This is a genomic window from Oleiphilus sp. HI0067, from assembly GCF_001635735.1.
In genome coordinates this window covers 16,147-34,788 of record NZ_LWFI01001454.1, presented here as the reverse complement: position 1 = coordinate 34,788, position 18,642 = coordinate 16,147, and the positions used below count along the sequence as shown (strand labels likewise).

The following is an 18,642-nucleotide window of genomic DNA, read 5'->3' as shown; positions in this document are numbered from 1 at the left end:
CATGCGATCCCAGATAGATAATTGAGAACCAAAATTTAGATTATGGTGTTCGGGAGCAGAACTGTGATGAATCTGATGTTGCGCAGGACTAATAAATATTCGCTCTAGTGGGCCAAATGATAGCCAAATGTGAGAATGGCGAAGGTTTGCCCCAAACAGGTTGAATGCAAAGCGTGCGGCGTTGACTCCCATAATTGTAGTGAGATCTATATTCTGGCCTGAGCAATAAAAAAAACATCCTGTCACTACACCGGTCACTAGTACATCACGCGTGTATTGCAGCGCAGACTCTACGGGATGAATACGATAGAGTGTAAGGGGGGTCATTGTCCTTGCGGAGTGGTGCCATTTATGGAATTGCCAAAGCCATGGTATTTGATGCATCAAACGATGGAGCAGATAACGTGACGCATCTAATACTAGTGTAAGGGATAAGCTGTACGAAAGAATTAAAAAAGACTGAGACACTGTTGATGTTTCGGTGCCTGACAACTCTAGTGGTCCAAACACAAGGGTAAGCAGCTTGACTGTATAAAACCCTACTGAAAACGCGCTGATAATAAGCGGAATAAACAAGAGTGCTTTTAAGGTTGCGTTGAGGCAGAGCAGTCCAAAATCGATTGCGCTTGAGCGATTAAGCCAGATTGCTTTGGGGAAGATGAAGCGCAGAAGTCCAGCTAGAAATAGAGATTGTGAAAGGCTATTTCTTGAACGCCAAATGTGACGATGATAAACCCAGGTTGCAAGAATGAGCGCCGATAGAATATAGCCAAAATAAAGACGTTTGTTTGGTTCCAGTAAAAACTGCATGGGAACAAGTACAGCTTCGTAAATTGCCTCTTCATCTATTGGGAATAGCATTGCTGGCCAATTGTGTCCTTTGACTTCTTGAATTAATCGTTGTTAGCAATTAGTAATAATAATAAAATGTATTCTCATTTGCATTTTAATTATCTAGTATTTTCACTTTATGAAATCAACATTTAGTCCAAGTCGACGACGCTTTCTGTTTGCTGGTGGTTTGGGGCTTACTGCAGTTTCTTTAGCATATGTAGGTTTGGGTTCATCAAAGAGGGGGGGAAGTAGTGAACTCTTTTTGACTGCCCACAAACACAAGAATCAACACTTCGTTAGTGCGATGAACTTGGGGGGCAATGAATATTTTCGGACTTCAACACCCTCTGCGTGCCATAGCATAACAACCCACTCAGCAAGCAATACAATGGTTGGGATTTCCAGAGATCCCGAAGCACCGGCACGAGCGTTTAATGCTCAAAATGGTGAATCTATTTCGCATTTCTTCCCTCGAGAGGGGCGACACTTTAATGGCCACGGCTGTATATCTGACGATGGGCGTTATTTCTTTGCGACGCAGAATGCTTTCGAAGAACAGCGTGGCGTTATTGCCGTTTATGACATAGAGAGTGCGCAACAAATGGAAGAATATGACAGCGGTGGACAGGGGCCACACGAGATTCACTTGCTCAGTGATAAGCGGACGCTAGTGATTGCAAATGGAGGTATACAAACGCATCCAGAAAGTGGCCGGAAGTCGCTCAATCTTGCGAAGATGCACCCTAAGTTGAGTTATCTAGACAGTAGCTCTGGGGAGCAACTCGATCACTTTGATTTGCCCGATCGGCGTCTAAGTATTCGGCATGTGGCAGTCGGTAGTGATGACACGGTGGGGTTGGCACTTCAGTACAAAGGTAAGCGAGAATTCCCGCCGGTGGTTGGCTTTCAAAAAGGGCAGCGAGAGATTCAGTTGGTTAAGTCGGATGACGATCAGACCCATTGGAAAATGAATCAATACACTGCAAGCATTTGTATTCATCCTGAAACGGGTGTCACTGCTATAACTTGTCCCCGAGGCAATCTCATCACATTTTGGGATTCTCGAGATCGTAAGTTTATTAGTTCAATAGAAATTTTTGACGCGAGTGGTGTCGCTTTAAGCCGGGATGGCAGGTACTTTTTTGTTACCTCTGGTACTGGTTCTTTGTATCACATTGACGCTCATGCTTTGGCACTCAGCTCAGTCTCAATTCCTGAATGGCCAAACGCCCATTGGGGAAATCACTTCAGCCAAATAACGGTGTAAACATGCTGATTAATCTAAACCTAAGCACGAGGCTGAGTTCATTGCTCTTGCCTTTGTTTGCGATCTCATTGTTGGTAAGTGCGTCGCCGAGTCGTGGGCAAAACACAATTAGCGACTCGAACCTTGTCCGCAAATTTGATGCGAATATACAAGTTGTAAAGGCCGCGAATATTTCTGGAAAAATATCGCAGGAAAAAATCGATGTGCTTGCTGAACAAACTGAAGAGTTGCTCGATGCATATCGTGAATCCTACGAACAGCTAGCGCGCTACCAGAAGAACATCGCCCATCTTGAGGTGATGCAATCGCGCCAAAGCGAACAAAAAGCGTCTTTACGCAAGCAGATGCTAACTTTATCTGAAACTGAAACAGCTTTGGTTCCTTTGTTGTTAAACATGATTGATGCGTTAGAAGCGAGTATTGAAAAGGACTTACCTTTTTTACTCGTAGAACGTCGCGCGAGGATTAAAGCGCTGCGCAAAATGATCAGCGCGCCAGATTTGTCTTTGCCCAACAAATATCGTCAGGTGCTCGATGCCTATGAAATTGAACGAGACTTTGGTTATACGCTCGAGACTTATGCTCAGGAATTATCTTTGGATGGTCGAGAGACACTTGTTCAAATACTTAGGCTTGGCCGAATTGGGCTTTACTACCAGACCTCAGATGGTTTGCGACAAGGTCTATGGGATCGAGAAAAATCAAAATGGCAATCTTTGGACGGCTATTCAGATTCAATTAGTGATGGTATCTCAATGGCGAATGAACAAGTTTCACCAACGCTTTTAAATTTACCTGTTTTGCCTCATAAGCAAGTGATCGAACAGCAAGGGCATGAAGTTAAGGCGACAGAGGGAAGTGCGAAATAATGCGTTTGATTAATTTGAAAATCAACACCCGTCTTCTGAGGAAGTTGGTACAGGATAAGTTGCTCAAGCGCAGCTGTGTGTTTCTCGCCATGCTGGTGTGTATCAGTGCCAACGCTCAAACTGATAATGAAACTAGCTTAGATATCTTGCTGACTCAATTGAACCTAGATAAGACTAATGAAGCGGCTATTCATCGTGAGCGAGAAAAGGCGTTTTTAGCCGAAAAGAATGAACAAGCTACTAAGCTTGCCGATATGCGTAAACAAGAGCAGCAGGCCAGAATTCAATACGATGCGCTGCAGAAAACGGTAATGGCAGAGGCGCAAAATCTTGAGGCATTAAGCGAGCAACTAGAAGAACGTGCTCATCACTTAAAAGATTTGTTTTCTGTGGCAAGGCAGGTTGCCAGTGATACGCAACAAGACATCAATGCGTCTCTTAACTCTACCCAATATCCAGATTTGAGGCAGACTTTACCGTCTTTACTCCAAAGTAAGTCTTTACCTGAAATCAAAGATTTGAAAGCCTTGTGGTTCGTGTTGCTGAAGGATATTCAAGCATCAGGTGAAGTCACGAACTATCCGGCAGATGTGTATCAGCAAAATGGAGAGAAAATTACGACTTCCGTTTTGCGTATGGGGCCATTTACTGCGCGCACAGATACACAGTTCCTTAGCTATGTAGCGAAGCAACAACGTCTGCAAGTTCTTGCATCGGTGGAAGAGGAGAAGGCGCCAGTTGGAACATCTTCGGCTGGTCTGTTCAACGTGATTATTGATCCAACTCGTGGCCAGCTGCTGGCGCAGATCGAGAAGAAAGCTTCGCTAGCAGATCGCGTTCGTCAAGGGGGTTATGTGGGTGGCGTCATTATTTTGCTTGGCCTTACCGGCTTGGCTTTTACCGCATGGCGTTTGTTCTATCTCTCGAAGGAGCATGCAAAGGTTTGGCAGCAACTGTGCAATCCGGAAGCTATTTGCAAAGAAAACCCTCTAGGCCGGGTATTAGCGGTCGGAAATGAGCATCTCTTGGCGACGGAAAATCTTGGTGCGGAACAACTGCATGATAAGTACGAAGGTCTGGAAGTGAAGTTAAATGAAGCGGTGTTGCGCGAAGCGCCATCGCTCGATCGAGGAACAGGCTTTATTAAGTTGCTAGCGACCGTTGCACCTTTGCTGGGTCTATTGGGAACTGTAACAGGAATGATTGCGACTTTTCAGGCCATTACCTTGTTCGGAACGGGAGATCCAAAACTAATGGCGGGCGGGATTTCTCAAGCGTTGGTTACGACGGTTCTTGGACTAATTGTGGCCATTCCCTTGTTGTTTGGTCATAGCTTGGTCGTGAGCCGTGTCAAAGGTTTACTGTTGATCTTGAGTCAAGAAAGTTTGTCGCTGGTTGCTCAGACTTTAGAGGGTACTTCTCTCCAAGTTAGTCGAATCGAAGACGGCAAGTAGTCATCCATGGATTTCACAATGCTCTTTATGCAAGCCTTGCGGTGGCCATTTATACAGCCCATTTCTAGTCTATTCGAACAGGGTGGGCCAGTTCTTTGGCTGATTTCGATTGTGGCAATGATTATGATCGTCTTAGCTGCCGAAAGGTTATGGTTTCTAACCCTATCTTATAAGAGTGAGCGGGACCAAATCACCTCGCGCTGGCAAGCGCGACAAGACAAAGGTAGCTTGATCGCGCATCGCGTTAGGCAGGCGATGCTTGCTAGATTTAAACATCAATTAAGGCTCCATCTCTGGATTTTGCGCGGGCTGGTGATGATATGTCCGCTGTTGGGCTTGCTTGGCACTGTAACGGGGATGATCAGTGTATTTGACGTAATGGCATACAGTGGTACAGGGAATGCTCGCTCTATGGCGGCAGGTATTTCGAAGGCAACGATTCCAACGATGGCAGGAATGACAGTTGCAATTGTTGGTTTGCTATTAATAGCTAGGATTGATCGACTCGCTAGATCAAGGCAAGAAGCACTTACGGCGCAATTAAGCGTTAGTTAACAGAGTTAAAACGAGCATGAATATTAAGCTTCCTTATTTGAATTCCAGTGACAATGAAGACGAAAACGCAATCGATATGACCCCCATGTTGGATATCGTATTTATCATGTTAATCTTCTTTATCGTTACGACTTCATTTGTGAAAGAAGCGGGGGTTGAAGTAAATCGACCAGAAGCTGAGTCCACCAAAATCCAGAACAATAATTCAATCATGGTGGCGATTACACAGGATAATCGGATTTGGATAAATCGTCGCCAAGTCGATCCGAGAGCGGTGCGTCGAAATGTTGAGCGCTTATTATTTGAAAGCCCAGAAAGCGGTGTAGTGATTCAAGCAGATGAATTCTCTCAGACTGGGCTGCTTGTTAAAGTGATGGATCAGATTAAGCTGGCTGGCGTCGAGAATATAGCGATCGCTGCCGCCAAAGGCAGCCAATAATATGCTTGCTCGTATTGCTGTGCTTTTGCCGTTAGGCATGGCTGTATGCCTATGCTTGTTCTGGTTGATGGCAAAATTGATTGAACCTTCGATACACCAGCCTACATCTTCCAAAACCTTACTAGTTGTAGATTTTTTGAGGGCTAAAACCAATTCAGATTCAGAACCCCCTGAGGAAGAAAGGCGAGAGTTGGCAGACGAGATTCCTGAGCAGCCGCAAATCGCACCTCCCGCTCTAATGCTTCCTGATATTGCAAATCAAAAGCTATCGATTGAGATGCCATTGTTCGCTGATGAAGTTGCCATCGAGGCGCCTATTTCGTTGGCAGAGCTTTCATTTGAAGGCATTAACAATGAAGCAACGACAAGTCTAGGAAATAGCCGAGAATTGGTTGCAGTGAGAGAAAGCACACTTACTTATCCTCCTAAAGCTCAACGAAGGCGAATAGAAGGATGGGTGGTATTTAATTATATAGTAACTGCAGAAGGCAAGGTGACTGACGTTGAAATCGTTGAATCTTCCCCTCCAAGAATTTTTGATCGTGTCGTGTTGAAGGAGGTAGCTCGATGGGAATACCTGCCTCGTTTGGTCAATGGTCAAGCGCAAGCTACGCGTGTTGTTGAGCGTAAGTATGTATTTCAGCTCTAACCGATCCATTTTACGGCATCGCAGTTTATCTCTGGTGCTCACGTTCTTTATCTCGACTGGGTTGTCGCATGTAAGTTTTGCGACCGATTTTCAAATGCCTCCAAGTGTTGCTGCGGGCGGAAGTGAAGGCTCTGCTAGTAAAAAATCCCTTGTGTCAAAAGGCACCTACAATTTACTAGTTGATGTGCAAGGTAGTATTGATGAAGGCGATATTGATGGCGCGTTTGAGAAACTTAATCGATTGATCATTCGCGTACAGAAGAACGCCTATGAAACGGCCGTCGTCTTGAAAACGGCGGGTTATATTTATGTCAGCCGCAATGAAAATACTAAGGCAATTGAGCTACTGGAATTAGCTCATAACATGAGCGCTCTGGTTCATGAAAATCAGCAAAAGTTGCGTTATGACTTGTCTCAACTTTATCTTTCTGAAGATCAATTAATTCTGTCTATTCGTTATCTACAATCTTGGTTGGAGCATGCAAAGAAGGATGAATTGAATGCTGCTGTGTTTATTCGTTTAGGTAATGCCTATATACAGGCTAAAGAGTATCAGGAAGCGGTCAAAAGCTTTGAGCGGGCAGTGGCTCAGAGTGAAACGCCTGTCGAATATCATTTGCAGTTGCTACTAGCGAGCTATGTGATTCAAAAAGATTATGGGAAAGGTATTCAATTACTAAAAAGAATGGTCACGCTTTATCCTGGTAAGAAAAAATACGTATTACAATTAACAGGGCTATACGACGAACTTGAACAAGAAGACAATGCTTTGGGAACTCTCGAATATGCTTACAAAAACCAGTTGTTGAATGAGACTCAAGAGTTGAGTGATTTGGCGTATCGCCTTATCACTAGAGGGTATCCGCATAAAGCAGCGGAAGTTCTTGAAGCAGGTTTTAAAGACTTCATACTTTGGTATACGGCCGAGAACTATAGCTTGCTCGCACAAGCACACCTCGATGCGAAACAAGTAGACAGGGCAATCCCTTATTTAGAGAAAGCGATATTGACCGCAACAACGCCGAACTCAGCTCAAGCGCTAAGCCATGCATATATTGAAATGGAAGACTATGAGAATGCAGCTAGAGCATTGCAAATCGGTTTGAAGAGATCAAGCAAGGATCAGCAGCGTTACCTCAATTTATCTTTGGGGCATGTTTTATTTAAACTAGGTCGAAATGAACAGGCGTTAGCGGTATACAGAAGATTAAAAGATGATGTGTCGCTAGACGAACAGGCCAAAGTATTAGTGAATCGCTGGTATCGCTATCTAAACAGCTTATAGCGTATCAGATCATTGATCTAATTGACGCACAGGCATAGCTGTTGCAGACGTTACGACTTAAATATACCGAGTAAATCAAGCCATAAGAACAGGCTGGCCTGCTTTCACACCTTGGGTAATGGAATATCTCGAAACGAAATTGGCCGAAATGTCTAAAGCTGAATAAATTTATCAGAGCTTTTTTTTCCGTTCGTTGAGCACTTCGACTTTTCTATGTTAGCCCGAATATTCAAGTTGTGTTCTATTTACTACTTTCTCGTTACCTGAGCATCGATTTATTTGGTTGCGGTGCGCGAACCAGTTCGGGCAAGCCGCAGCGCACTATCTGAATGAGCATGCGCATAATAAAGAATTGCGTGTGATGTACAGAATTTGAGAGTGCTGAATCCTTTTATTGGTGGCATTGAACAGCGTCAGATCTGAGATATTTCGTCGAAGCTCGGCGAAAGCAAGATGTTAAATCTTCAACTGTGAGCCGAAGTTTTTCTTTAAGCAGATACCCAATCTTGCCGCCAGGAAGTGGCGGGCTTAACGTGGTTGGGGTCACCTCCCATACTTATCTTTCAAGGTTGGAGGGATGGCAGGCAGCCAAACCCAATAACTTGGGAGGAGCAGAATCTGCTTTTTGATGGGCTGCTTGAACACCTTCGTGAGATGTGTTTGTGGAAAGTTAATGTCGGCTGCAGGGAGCAAGAGGTCTGTCAGCTAAACTGGGATTGGGAATTTGAAATACCAGAGTTGCAAACCTCGGTGTTTATTCTTCCAGGCGACATAACGAAGAATGCGAGCGAGAGGATTGCCATTTTAAACTCGGAGGCAATATCACTACGCACTACTCAGTGCCTGAAATTCAGGAGCTCATGGATGCAGTGGAGAAGATGGCTTTTGAACCAATACATTCGACACCGTCGCTGACGGTAATTCGGATTCGAGGATCCCGCAAAACTCCCGCACGGGAAATAAAAAAGGCCTAGTTCAGTGAACTAGGCCTTTGGAATAATTGGTGGCTACACCGGGATTCGAACCTGGGACCCCATTATTATGAGAGGTTGCGTTGTTTGTAAGTGATTGATTTACAAAGAACTGGGGTAAGGCCATATCTCCCTTATCCTGCATTAGACTGCATAAGGCTTTATAAAAGTCACCGAATTTTCCCATATGGCTGATAGGCGCTCTTTAGTTGTGTGCCGCAGTCGTTTTATTTTTTGTGATGTCAAAGTTTTGTAGTGATCTGTGTTGATTGCTCTGTCATAAATATTTGATGAGATGTGCTCGATTTATATGATGTGTTATCAATTTCAGGGAGTTTTTATCTCGGGTTTATCTTGGTGGAAGTGTGACTAGCTTCAAGAAATGGAATTTGATGAGCTAATTTATCTTCTGTAAGTATCTAGCGCATGTAATTATAAAAACTCAGTTTTATATGGATGTTTTGGAATTGCACAGGTATGTGTAAATGCTTCTTTCTAATTCCTGTTTGATTAATTCTATTAGCGCGATTTTATGTTGGTCTCTGCGCGCACCCATACTTGCACCTGACATTACATGTAATATTTTTGACAATATTACATGTAATGTTTATAGTGGCTTACATGAAAGTTAAATCTTCAGCACATTATCAGCGCGAGTATCGCAAGCGTCTGCGTCAGCAAGGCTTTGTTAAAAAGGAGGTGTGGATTCTTCCTGAGCATACGAAGTTATTGTCAGCTTATGAGAAAAAGTTGCGGGTGCGTGAATTGGATCTGTCGGTGCGTAATGAGCGTCAGTTAGGAATAGATCGAATAACAAATGGATTAGGAGTGTGTATGGGATTAGATAATGGTTTAAAGGCTTGGACTACTGTTAGTTTGCAAGAAGGTTTGCTCCGAGAACACTTGTTCGAAAGTGGTCGAGCCAAGCTCCAATTGATTGATGGGGTAGAGCCAGCGTTGCTTATTGAGATGAATGAATATGGTGATCTACCGATTTTTCTCACGGTTTCTGGTGAGCAAATAATTGTAGAGGCTGTTTTGTGGTCTGTAGATGAGGTTGTTGATGTTGCGGCATTTAATGATGCCATCTTGAGAACGCACAAGTATTTTCCATTGTCGACAATAAGCTTGGACAAAATTGGCGACGAGGGCGATTACTACCACATGTTTGGTGCGCTCAGTTCAACTTCATTGCTGTCAAACGTTGTGTTTGAAATCGAAGTTTTAGCTAGTAACGTGATTCAAGCGACAGAGGCATATAGCGAGTTTTTGGATGTAACTCTTGATAAGAGTGCGGCGGCTAGTTGATAGCTTGGTTAACTAATTAGGAGCAAAGTAATGAACATTTGGGCAAAGATGATGACAGCGCTTCGTGGTGGTGTTAATGAAGCGGGAGAGGCGATTGTTGATAGTCAGGCGTTACGTATTCTGGATCAAGAGGTAAGAGAGGCATCACAAGCTCTGCAAGATTCAAAGAACAGTTTGGCAGAAATTATGGCTAGACAAAAGGTTGCCGAAGAAAAGGTGGTTGGCCTGAAAGCGCAAATTGAAGAGCATGAAGGTTATGCTATCAGGGCGCTTGAAAAAGGTGATGAAGGATTGGCTCGTGAAGTTGCCGCGAAAATTGCTGATCTAGAAAGTCAGAGTATGCAAGAAAAAGAGTCGGCAGGCAGCTTTGCGGCAAGTGCTGATCAAATGCGAACAGCAATTACGCAAACCGAGCGTAACCTCAAGCGTTTGAAGCAACAGGTTGATACGGTTAAGGCTAATGAAAATGTTCAACGGGCACAAGCTGCCGTAGCTGAACGTCATAGCGGCTCACATTCAAAAATGAGAACGGCAATGGACTCATTAGATCGGATCAAAGAAAAACAGGCGCTTAAGTCTGCACAGATGGCAGCTGCTAGTGAACTTGCTGAAGACAGCTCCGCTACATCGCTTCAAGCAAAGCTTGAAGAAGCCGGTATCGCTGCGAGTGGGAGCAGCGCTGATGACATCTTGGAACGCTTGAAAAAGAAGTCTACGTAAAAGATAACCAAGCAATACTAGATTTTATTCAGAGATAGCGGAAGTAATACAAAGGAGGATTGGAAATGTTTGCGATATTTTTAATGGATGATATGGATCCGTTTTATCAAAATATATCGTCGTTCCCAACTGTATTCTTTACATTCCTTTTGCTTGTTGTCGTGCTGTATTGGGTCGTCGCAGTTTTGGGCTTAATTGAAATTGATGTGCTGGATTTCGATATTCCCGAAGCCAATGGAATTGATATCAATGCCGAACAGGGTTTGAATAGTGCGAACGTTTTAGCTGGCTTGATGTTGCGCTTTGGTCTTCATGGCGTTCCGGTCACAATTATTTTGTCGTTTATCGCATTATTTGGTTGGGTCATTTGCTACTACGTAGTGCACTTTTTGATGGGTATTTTACCAGAAGGTTTGTTTAGTCTTTTGGCTAGTATCCCAATATTGCTTGGGTCGCTATATATTTCCGTCATGATAACTGCAGCGCTTATCAAACCATTACGGCCTTTGTTCAAAAAAGCATCTCAAGAAACAGTCAAGCGCGTTTTGGGCCAAACGGCTGTAGTTAAAACATCTCGTGTGGATAACAGCTTTGGGGAGGCAACTCTTGAAGATGGTGGCGCCGGGTTGTTGCTGAAGGTGCGTACTGATGGCAGCGCAAGTTTTTCTAAAGGAGATCGGGTTGTGCTGCTCGAATATAACAAAGAAGAAAATACTTACCGCGTGATCTCTGAGGATGACTTCGCGGGAAGCTGATCAAATTTTAATTAAAGATACAATCTTGGAAATGGAGTAACCACTATGGCCGATCTGTCTGTGTTGATGCCTTTGGTATTTGGTGTAGGAATATTTTTTGTCTTTCTAATGGGCTTTGCTGCGCTGTTTAAAGCCTTTTACATAAAGGTAGAGCAAGGAACAGCTCTGATTGTTAACGATATGTCGTCAAAACCAAAAGTTCACTTCACTGGTGCTTTGGTTTATCCCATTATTTATAAGAAAGAATTGATGCGAATCTCCTTGATCACTTTAGAAGTTGATCGAAGAGGTAAAGATGGATTGATCTGTGCCGATAATATGCGTGCGGATATCACCGTAGCTTTCTACCTGCGAGTAAATGAAACAGCTGATGATGTGTTGAAAGTAGCTAAGTCAATTGGTGCAGATCGTGCGTCTGATAAAGAAGCAGTCAATCAACTGTTCAATGCGAAATTTTCAGAGGCACTTAAGACTGTAGGTAAGCAAATTGACTTCGTTAAGCTGTTTGAGAACCGACAAGAATTCAGAGACAAAATCGTTGAAGTCATCGGTGATGATTTGAACGGCTACGTTCTCGAAGATGTGGCGATTGATTACTTAGAGCAAACGCCTAAAGCGTCCCTTGACCCAAACAACATTCTTGATGCAGAAGGGATTAAAAAGATTACAGCGCTAACTGCAGAGCAGAACGTTCGAACGAATATTCTTGAGCAAGATGAAGCTTTGGCGATAAAAAAGAAAAATGTTGAGACCGTTGAAGCAATGCTTGAGCTAGAGCGTCAGCAAGCGGATGCCGAAGAAAAACAGAAGCGCGAAATTGCAACCATTAGTGCTCGCGAACAAGCAGAGACGAAGAAGGTTCAGGAGGAAGAACGAAAAAAAGCAGAAGCGACGACTATTCAGGTTGAGCAAGACCTTCAGGTCCAGAAAGAGAATCAACAGAGAGAAATTGAGGTTGCAGAACAAAATCGTCAACGTGCTGTAGCGATTGAAGAAGAGAAGGTGACACGAGCGCGTGATCTTGAGATTGTATCTCGTGAACGTGAAGTTGAACTTCAGAAGATTGAGGCTGAGAAAGCTGTTGAAATTGAGAAGAAAGAAATCGCAAATGTTATTCGTGAGCGTGTAGCAGTTGATAAAACTGTTGCGATCGAAGAAGAAAGGATCAAGGAAGTTCGCGAAGTATCTGAAGCGGACCGCGCTAAGCAAACTCAAGTGTTAGCAGCAGAAGCTAAAGCTGAAGAGGACAAGGTTAAACAAGTTAAGGCTGCAGAAGCAGAAGAGTTATCTGCAAAACATAAATCTGTTGAGATTACGACTATTGCTCAAGCTGAGCTTGAGGCTGCAGCTAAAGAAGCCGACGCGAAGAAAAAGCTAGCAGAAGGTACGCAGGCAGAGCGCGCAGCCCCTGGATTGGCGGACGCTAAGGTTCAGGAAGCAAAAGCAGTAGCTCTTGAGAAAGAGGGTGTGGCAGAGGCGACTGTTATACGTGCTAAAGGTGATGCTGAAGCTGATGCATTGTTGGGTACAGGTAAAGCAGAAGCAGACGTTACTGCTGCACAAGGTGATGCTGAAGCGAAAGCTGCGCGGGAACTTGGCTTGGCAGGTGCTGAAGTGACCCGAGAGCAATTCAAGGCTGAAGCAGATGGCTTAGTAGATAAGTTCGAAGCAATGAACACAATGAGCGAAGACGCACGAGAGCATGAAGAATTCCGTATGAGCCTAGAGACAGCTCTGAAAGAAGCGTTGGCGGCAATTGATGCTGGTAAAGACATCGCTCGTGAAAATGCAGAAGTCTTAGCTGTTGCTCTACAGAAAGCGAAGATCGATATCGTGGGTGGAGAAGATCACTTCTTTAACAATTTTGCGAAATCCCTATCAATTGGTAAAGCCGTTGATGGCCTCGCAGATAAGAGTGATACGATCTCATCTTTGGTTAACCGTCTGATCGAAGGAAAGAAACCGACTGTCGTCGAGAATGAAGAAGCCTAATGTTTATTCGCCAGGTTTGAACTAACCGGTTAATAACGAGGGGCTGGGCTCAGGCCTAGCTCCTTTAGATTTCTTTAAAAGGATGATGACATGGTTCAGAACGTCGAGAACGATGAGAGCATTGTAGATAATGCCGTAGCCGAAGGTGGTGCTTACGAGATCATTCGGAAGCGTCTGGTAGATCAAGGTGATCGACTTTATCAGGGGGCTAAGGGCTTAAACGAAGCGCGTTTAGAAGAATTTGGCAGCTCAGATATGAGTGTCACGGCGCGGGTTCGTGTTCGTACCGAGAATAACTGCATTGCTCGGGATATTGTCCAGGTAGGTGGCCAACTCCTGTTTGGTTACAACGTCTTTATTGGCTTAAAAAAAGAGACGAAAATAGAAGATGTTTTTGCTCTGTTCAATACAGTTCAAACAGACTCTGGTATCGAACTAGAAGCCGCTAGCTATGACGGTTCTTTCCTATCTGAAAGTAGCTTTGTAAATGATTTTGATGAGCTATATCGCTACTACAAGCACACAAAACTCGTTCAATTAAGAGTCAAAGACGGCAAGCTACTTGCCGGATTTCAAATTGGCGAACGGCTTGAAGATATTCGTGTATTCCGCTGGAGCGTTTCCCCAGACGGAAAAGAGATCAAGTATATTGATAATCGTGGTGAGCGTGATATCCAATTGCCTTCACCTTATGATTTTGAGTGGATTACTACCTCTCGTGAAGACAGCGTCAATGGTCGGCATCCACACATCAACATTCTAGATACAGTTTTCGTTGAGACCGTCGGTGGCGATCTAACCATTAAGGTTGAGAACAACACTGAAGACGGATTAGGCATTTACCGTGAGCCCGTAGAAGACAAAACTCAATCTCTTGATGATGGGCAAATAGACTACGCTCAGGTTGGCAGCTTAATTCTTCTCAAAATCAGGCCTTATCGCGAAGAGAATTGGCGATACCTGATTTTTAATACGATGACCCAAGACGTATTACGAGTGGATGCGATTGGCGAATCTTGTGTCCAATTGCCCGAAGATCACGGCATAATTTTCCCCGGTGGCTATTACCTTCAAACGGGTGAATTCAAAACTTTTGATGATGAAGTTGAAGGCCTCCAGTTTAAGCGAATGTACCGTTCTCCAAATGGTGAAGATGTGCTTTACGTCTTTTATCAGCCGGAAGAGGGGATGGTAGGCCTATTCGCCTACAACATGATCGAAAAACAACTTCAGAACCCTGTATATGGGCATGGCTATGCGTTGGCCGAAGACGGGCGTTTGGTGATTTTCTCAGCTGAGGCTGAGCCGACCCGCGTGCATCCAATGCAGGTTTGGAAGACTCCTTACGAGAGCGCCGAATTTGCGAGTAAAGCGTCTCCAAGTCAGACGTTTTATGGTCGAATAGGGAATGCAGAGCTCGTTCGTGGCGTGTCTGATCTGTACAGCGTGTGCAGAATGATAGACAACCAATCTGTTTCTTCTCGTCTTTATGAGGAGCTAAGTAAGGCTGCGAAGAAAGTATTTGACGACCACTATTGGATTTCAGAGCCCGAGACAGAGTCTTTAGCGACTATCATCAAAGAAATTTTGGATACATCAGAGCTTGTGATTGATGAATTCGAAAAGGTTGAAAGCATTCGCCAGCAGTCAGCTAAAACAATGGCTGAGGCTGAAGCAGCGCAAGAAGATTTGTTAATCGAAGTAAGACCCGACAATTGGGAAACGGCGGAACAGTATGTAGATGCTTTAGGTAAGTTACGCAGACAGCGTGGACACCTAATTACAATCAAAGATCTGCGATACATCAATGTCGATCGCATCAACGAAATGGACGAAGCGCTTCAGGAAGTCGAAGCAACATTAAGTGATCAGACTGTTGAGTTCCTGTCAGATGAACAAGCGCTTGATCCTTATATTGAGAAGATTGATCAGTTAAATACCGAGGTCGAAAAAGCGAATACAAATGCTTTGTTGGAGCCTCTGGTTGAAACGATTGAAAACACCGCTTCAGGCTTGGATTTACTGTCTGAGTTGATGGGATCTTTGAAGGTTGATGATGCGACGGTTCGTACCCGTATTATTGATGCAATCTCGCATGTTTATTCCAAACTAAATCAAAGCAAAGCTTCCGCAAACTTAAAGCGTAAAAACCTTGGCTCAGAGGAAGCTATTGCCCAATTTGGGGCTCAGTTTAAGTTGTTCTCGCAGAGTATCACCAACGCTTTAGGGTTAGCGACGATACCTGAAAAATGTGATGAACAATTGTCTCGCTTATTGGTTCAGTTAGAGGAGTTGGAAAGCCAGTTTAGCAACTTCGATCAGTTCCTAACTGACATCATGGATAAGCGTGAAGAAATTTACGAATCCTTTGAAAGTCACAAACAGCGGCTTCTCGATGAGCGTCAGCGCAAAGCTCAGACTATCTGTGATGCAGCCGGACGAATTCTATCGAGCATTGAGAAACGCTCCTTGAAGTTTACAGAAACGGATGAATTAAACACGTACTTCGCGTCTGATGCGCTTGTATTGAAGGTAAGAGAGCTTGTTGAAGATCTTCGAGGCTTAGATAGTGCGGTTAAAGCTGATGATATTGAGTCGCGATTTAAGGCGATTAAAGAGCAAGCACTGCGTTCCTTGCGAGATAAGACAGACATTTATGAGGAGGGTGGCAATGTTATTAAGCTTGGTCCTCGTCATAAATTCTCAGTTAATACGCAAGAATTAGATCTAACGATTATTCCTCGTGATGGTGAATTGAATATTCATCTAACGGGCACGGACTATTTTGAATCAATCACCAGTGAAGCTCTTTTAGAGTTGAGAGATTACTGGGAGATGTCTTTGGAGTCTGAGACGCCGCAGGTTTATCGAGCAGAATACTTGGCGTTCCAAGTGCTTGATGCGGCGGAGAAAGAGACTGATAGTTTCAGCCTTGAGAAATTGCATTCGTCAGTACATGCCGAAGGTGAGTTGGAAAAAATAGTTCGTGAGTTTGCTGCCCCTCGTTATAAAGAAGGTTACGAAAAGGGGGTTCATGACCACGATGCAACCCTTATTCTACTAGATATTCTTCCAGCGTTGGCGCAGGCAGATTTATTGAAATTTGATCCTAGTGCACGTGCGCTTGCACAGACGTTCTGGGCACATGCTCAGGCATTGTTAACGAATCTAAAAGCTCATCCACAGAAGGACAAAGTGAATGCTAGAGCAGATACTTATGAAACTTCCTTTAAAGAAGCATTGCTGACCTGGCCCGAGCGAGCTCGGTCTGCAGTCCATATGCGGTCTGTATTTTCTAGCAGTAAAGCTTTGGTGCTTCTATCAGAAGAGGTTCGATCTTATATCGGTTTGTTTGTTCAAAGACATCCAATCGATACCGATTCATTGATGATTGAACATGCTGCATCCTATTTGGTAGAAGAGCTCGCTCGCGATCAAGTAGAGTTTGTTGGCAGTCAATACGCAATTGATTTAGTGGATGAGCTAAAGCGTACTTTGGATGATAAAACTTGGGATCAATACGCGATATCGCTCGATAAGCTAGATGGCTTGCCAAGCGAGCAGTGGAAACTAACGGAAGCATGGTTACATGCTCTATTAGAAGACAAAACAGGCGCCGATGAGGCCTCTAGAGGTTCTTCAAATAGAAATTCTGATAACGCATCCGTAACTAATCGACTTCAACGTTATATTCCCGAAGCAATCGTGCTGCTAAATGTTGGCGATAAAGTAAATCGCAGAACAAGCAGTGTGGATCTAGAGCTTAAAATTGAAGGCTTATTGGGAGATCATCGTTTAATTTCCAATCAGACTATCCAGTTTGGCTTAGATGCTTTTCTACAGAGACTGTCTCACCATCTCAATGTGGTTGTACCAAGCTATCATCACTACTTAAAGGTTCGCCAGCAAGTCATCTCAGAAGAGCGCGATGCATTGCGTCTTGAAGAGTTTAAAGCGCGTCCGCTGAGTTCGTTTGTTCGAAACCGTTTAATTAACGAATCCTATTTGCCTTTGATCGGGGATAACCTCGCTAAGCAAATGGGAACGGTGGGCGAAAACAAACGTACTGATCTCATGGGGCTTCTCATGATGATCTCGCCTCCCGGTTACGGTAAAACAACCTTGATGGAATATGTGGCGAATCGATTGGGTCTGATCTTTATGAAGATCAACTGTCCTTCACTGGGGCATGACGTTATGTCATTGGATCCTCAGCAAGCGCCTAACGCCACCGCTAGGCAAGAGTTGGAAAAGCTTAACTTGGCCTTGGAAATGGGTAATAACGTGATGCTGTATCTGGATGATATTCAGCATACCCATCCTGAGTTCTTGCAGAAGTTCATTTCACTCTGTGATGGAACGCGTCGTATCGAAGGCGTTTGGAAAGGCAGAACAAAAACCTATGACATGCGTGGCCGCAAGTTCTGTGTAGTGATGGCCGGTAACCCTTATACCGAATCAGGGGAAGCGTTCAAAGTACCGGACATGCTTGCTAACCGTGCTGATATCTACAACTTGGGTGATATTTTGGGTGGTATGGACGAGCAGTTTGCGCTGAGTTATATCGAGAACTCAATGACCTCCAATAATGTGCTCGCACCTCTTGCGGTGAGAGAAATGGATGACATCTACAAGTTGATCGATATGGCAAAAGGCAAGGATGTCGCCGCCACAGATTTGAGTCATCAATACAGTGGTGCTGAGATTAATGAGATCACAGAGATCTTGAAGAAGATGTTCGTAATTCAAGATGTAGTACTCAAAATTAACAAACAATACATCGCCTCTGCAGCACAAAACGATAAGTATCGAACGGAGCCTAGTTTTAAGCTTCAAGGTAGTTATCGGAATATGAACAAGATGGCTGAGAAACTCTCTGCGGTGATGAATGAAGATGAGCTGATGCAAATGATTCAGGATCACTACCTTGGTGAGGCGCAGTTATTAACCTCAGGGGCTGAAGATAATTTGCTTAAGCTTGCAGAGCTTCGAGGCAACATGACCGAAGAGCAGTCGTCGCGCTGGGAAGAAATCAAGCGCGACTTCTTGCGAAACAAAGCGATGGGAGGTGACGACGGTGATGTTGGCGGTAAAGTTGTTGCCCAGTTGGTAGACCTTGTCTCTGGGATCAAGGACCTTAAGAATGTGGCTGAAACGGCAACCGAAAGGGAATTGGCTGAGCTTGCCTTGCAGCGAGAGATAGAGTCTCAAGCGATGCAGGTCGAACCAGTAGATAACGTATCTTCTGATCAGTTCTCTGAGGAGATGAATAAGCTAATTTCGGCACTTGAGGGCAATCAGCCTAATGTTGAAGTGGTTAACCAGCCGGTTCCAGGGATTGATCGTATCTTATCGGCTTTGGCCGATACGATCGAACACAGTTTGACGCCGGTTGTTAAGAGCATGGATAAGAAATTAGATATTGATCTTCGAACGCATTATAAGCTCCGAGATGTGTCTAAGCAGTTGAGGAATCTAGAAAGAGCCTCCGGGATTAATCCTACTGTAATCGACTCAGATTCGACAGATTTAGAAGGCTAGTCC

The 18,642-nt window shown here is 44.1% G+C and carries 13 protein-coding genes; 12 read left to right on the top strand and 1 reads right to left on the bottom strand.

All coding sequences use genetic code 11. The features are described 5' to 3' along the window. The coding region (locus A3739_RS23810; protein WP_068503056.1) for a sterol desaturase family protein at positions 1-861 on the bottom strand (861 nt) is incomplete at its 3' end. Positions 862-970: 109 nt separating this feature from the next. On the opposite strand from A3739_RS23810, the gene A3739_RS23805 reads away from it, so the two are divergent. The 12 genes from A3739_RS23805 to A3739_RS23740 all read left to right on the top strand — a co-directional run bounded on the left by A3739_RS23805 (position 971) and on the right by A3739_RS23740 (position 18,639). Continuing rightward, positions 971-2,101 carry a DUF1513 domain-containing protein gene (locus A3739_RS23805; RefSeq protein ID WP_082869114.1) on the top strand — a complete coding sequence of 377 codons (1,131 nt, stop codon included), beginning with the start codon at positions 971-973 and terminating at the stop codon, positions 2,099-2,101. A gap of 2 nt (positions 2,102-2,103) precedes the next feature. Further along, positions 2,104-2,970: a DUF3450 domain-containing protein gene (locus tag A3739_RS23800; RefSeq protein ID WP_068475562.1), complete on the top strand. Its 867-nt coding sequence runs from the start codon at positions 2,104-2,106 to the stop codon at positions 2,968-2,970. Next, positions 2,970-4,424 carry a MotA/TolQ/ExbB proton channel family protein gene (locus A3739_RS23795; RefSeq protein ID WP_082869112.1) on the top strand — a complete coding sequence of 485 codons (1,455 nt, stop codon included), beginning with the start codon at positions 2,970-2,972 and terminating at the stop codon, positions 4,422-4,424. Before A3739_RS23800 ends, A3739_RS23795 begins: the two co-directional genes overlap by 1 nt. An 18-nt stretch (positions 4,425-4,442) precedes the next feature. Continuing rightward, positions 4,443-4,979 (top strand): MotA/TolQ/ExbB proton channel family protein, encoded by a 537-nt coding sequence (locus A3739_RS23790; protein ID WP_197473866.1) that lies wholly within the window; start codon positions 4,443-4,445, stop codon positions 4,977-4,979. Between the two features lie 22 nt (positions 4,980-5,001). Further along, positions 5,002-5,418: an ExbD/TolR family protein gene (locus A3739_RS23785; protein WP_369819766.1), complete on the top strand. Its 417-nt coding sequence runs from the start codon at positions 5,002-5,004 to the stop codon at positions 5,416-5,418. A 1-nt stretch (position 5,419) separates the two neighbouring features. Then, on the top strand, positions 5,420-6,067 hold the full coding sequence (locus tag A3739_RS23780; protein ID WP_068475568.1) for an energy transducer TonB: 648 nt from the start codon (positions 5,420-5,422) through the stop codon (positions 6,065-6,067). 94 nt (positions 6,068-6,161) lie between these two features. Further along, positions 6,162-7,352: a lipopolysaccharide assembly protein LapB gene (locus tag A3739_RS23775; protein ID WP_197472528.1), complete on the top strand. Its 1,191-nt coding sequence runs from the start codon at positions 6,162-6,164 to the stop codon at positions 7,350-7,352. Between the two features lie 1,592 nt (positions 7,353-8,944). Further along, a complete protein-coding gene (locus A3739_RS23760; protein WP_068475576.1) occupies positions 8,945-9,631 on the top strand; it encodes a YjfI family protein in 687 nt (228 codons plus the stop codon). A gap of 30 nt (positions 9,632-9,661) precedes the next feature. Next, on the top strand, positions 9,662-10,351 hold the full coding sequence (locus A3739_RS23755) for a PspA/IM30 family protein (RefSeq protein WP_068475578.1): 690 nt from the start codon (positions 9,662-9,664) through the stop codon (positions 10,349-10,351). Between the two features lie 65 nt (positions 10,352-10,416). Next, a complete protein-coding gene (locus tag A3739_RS23750; protein WP_082878579.1) occupies positions 10,417-11,106 on the top strand; it encodes an OB-fold-containig protein in 690 nt (229 codons plus the stop codon). Positions 11,107-11,151: 45 nt separating this feature from the next. Beyond that, a complete protein-coding gene (locus tag A3739_RS23745; protein ID WP_068475580.1) occupies positions 11,152-13,098 on the top strand; it encodes a hypothetical protein in 1,947 nt (648 codons plus the stop codon). Between the two features lie 90 nt (positions 13,099-13,188). Next, positions 13,189-18,639, top strand: coding sequence for a DNA repair ATPase (locus A3739_RS23740; protein WP_068503053.1), 5,451 nt, complete (start codon positions 13,189-13,191; stop codon positions 18,637-18,639). Positions 18,640-18,642 lie beyond the last annotated feature (3 nt).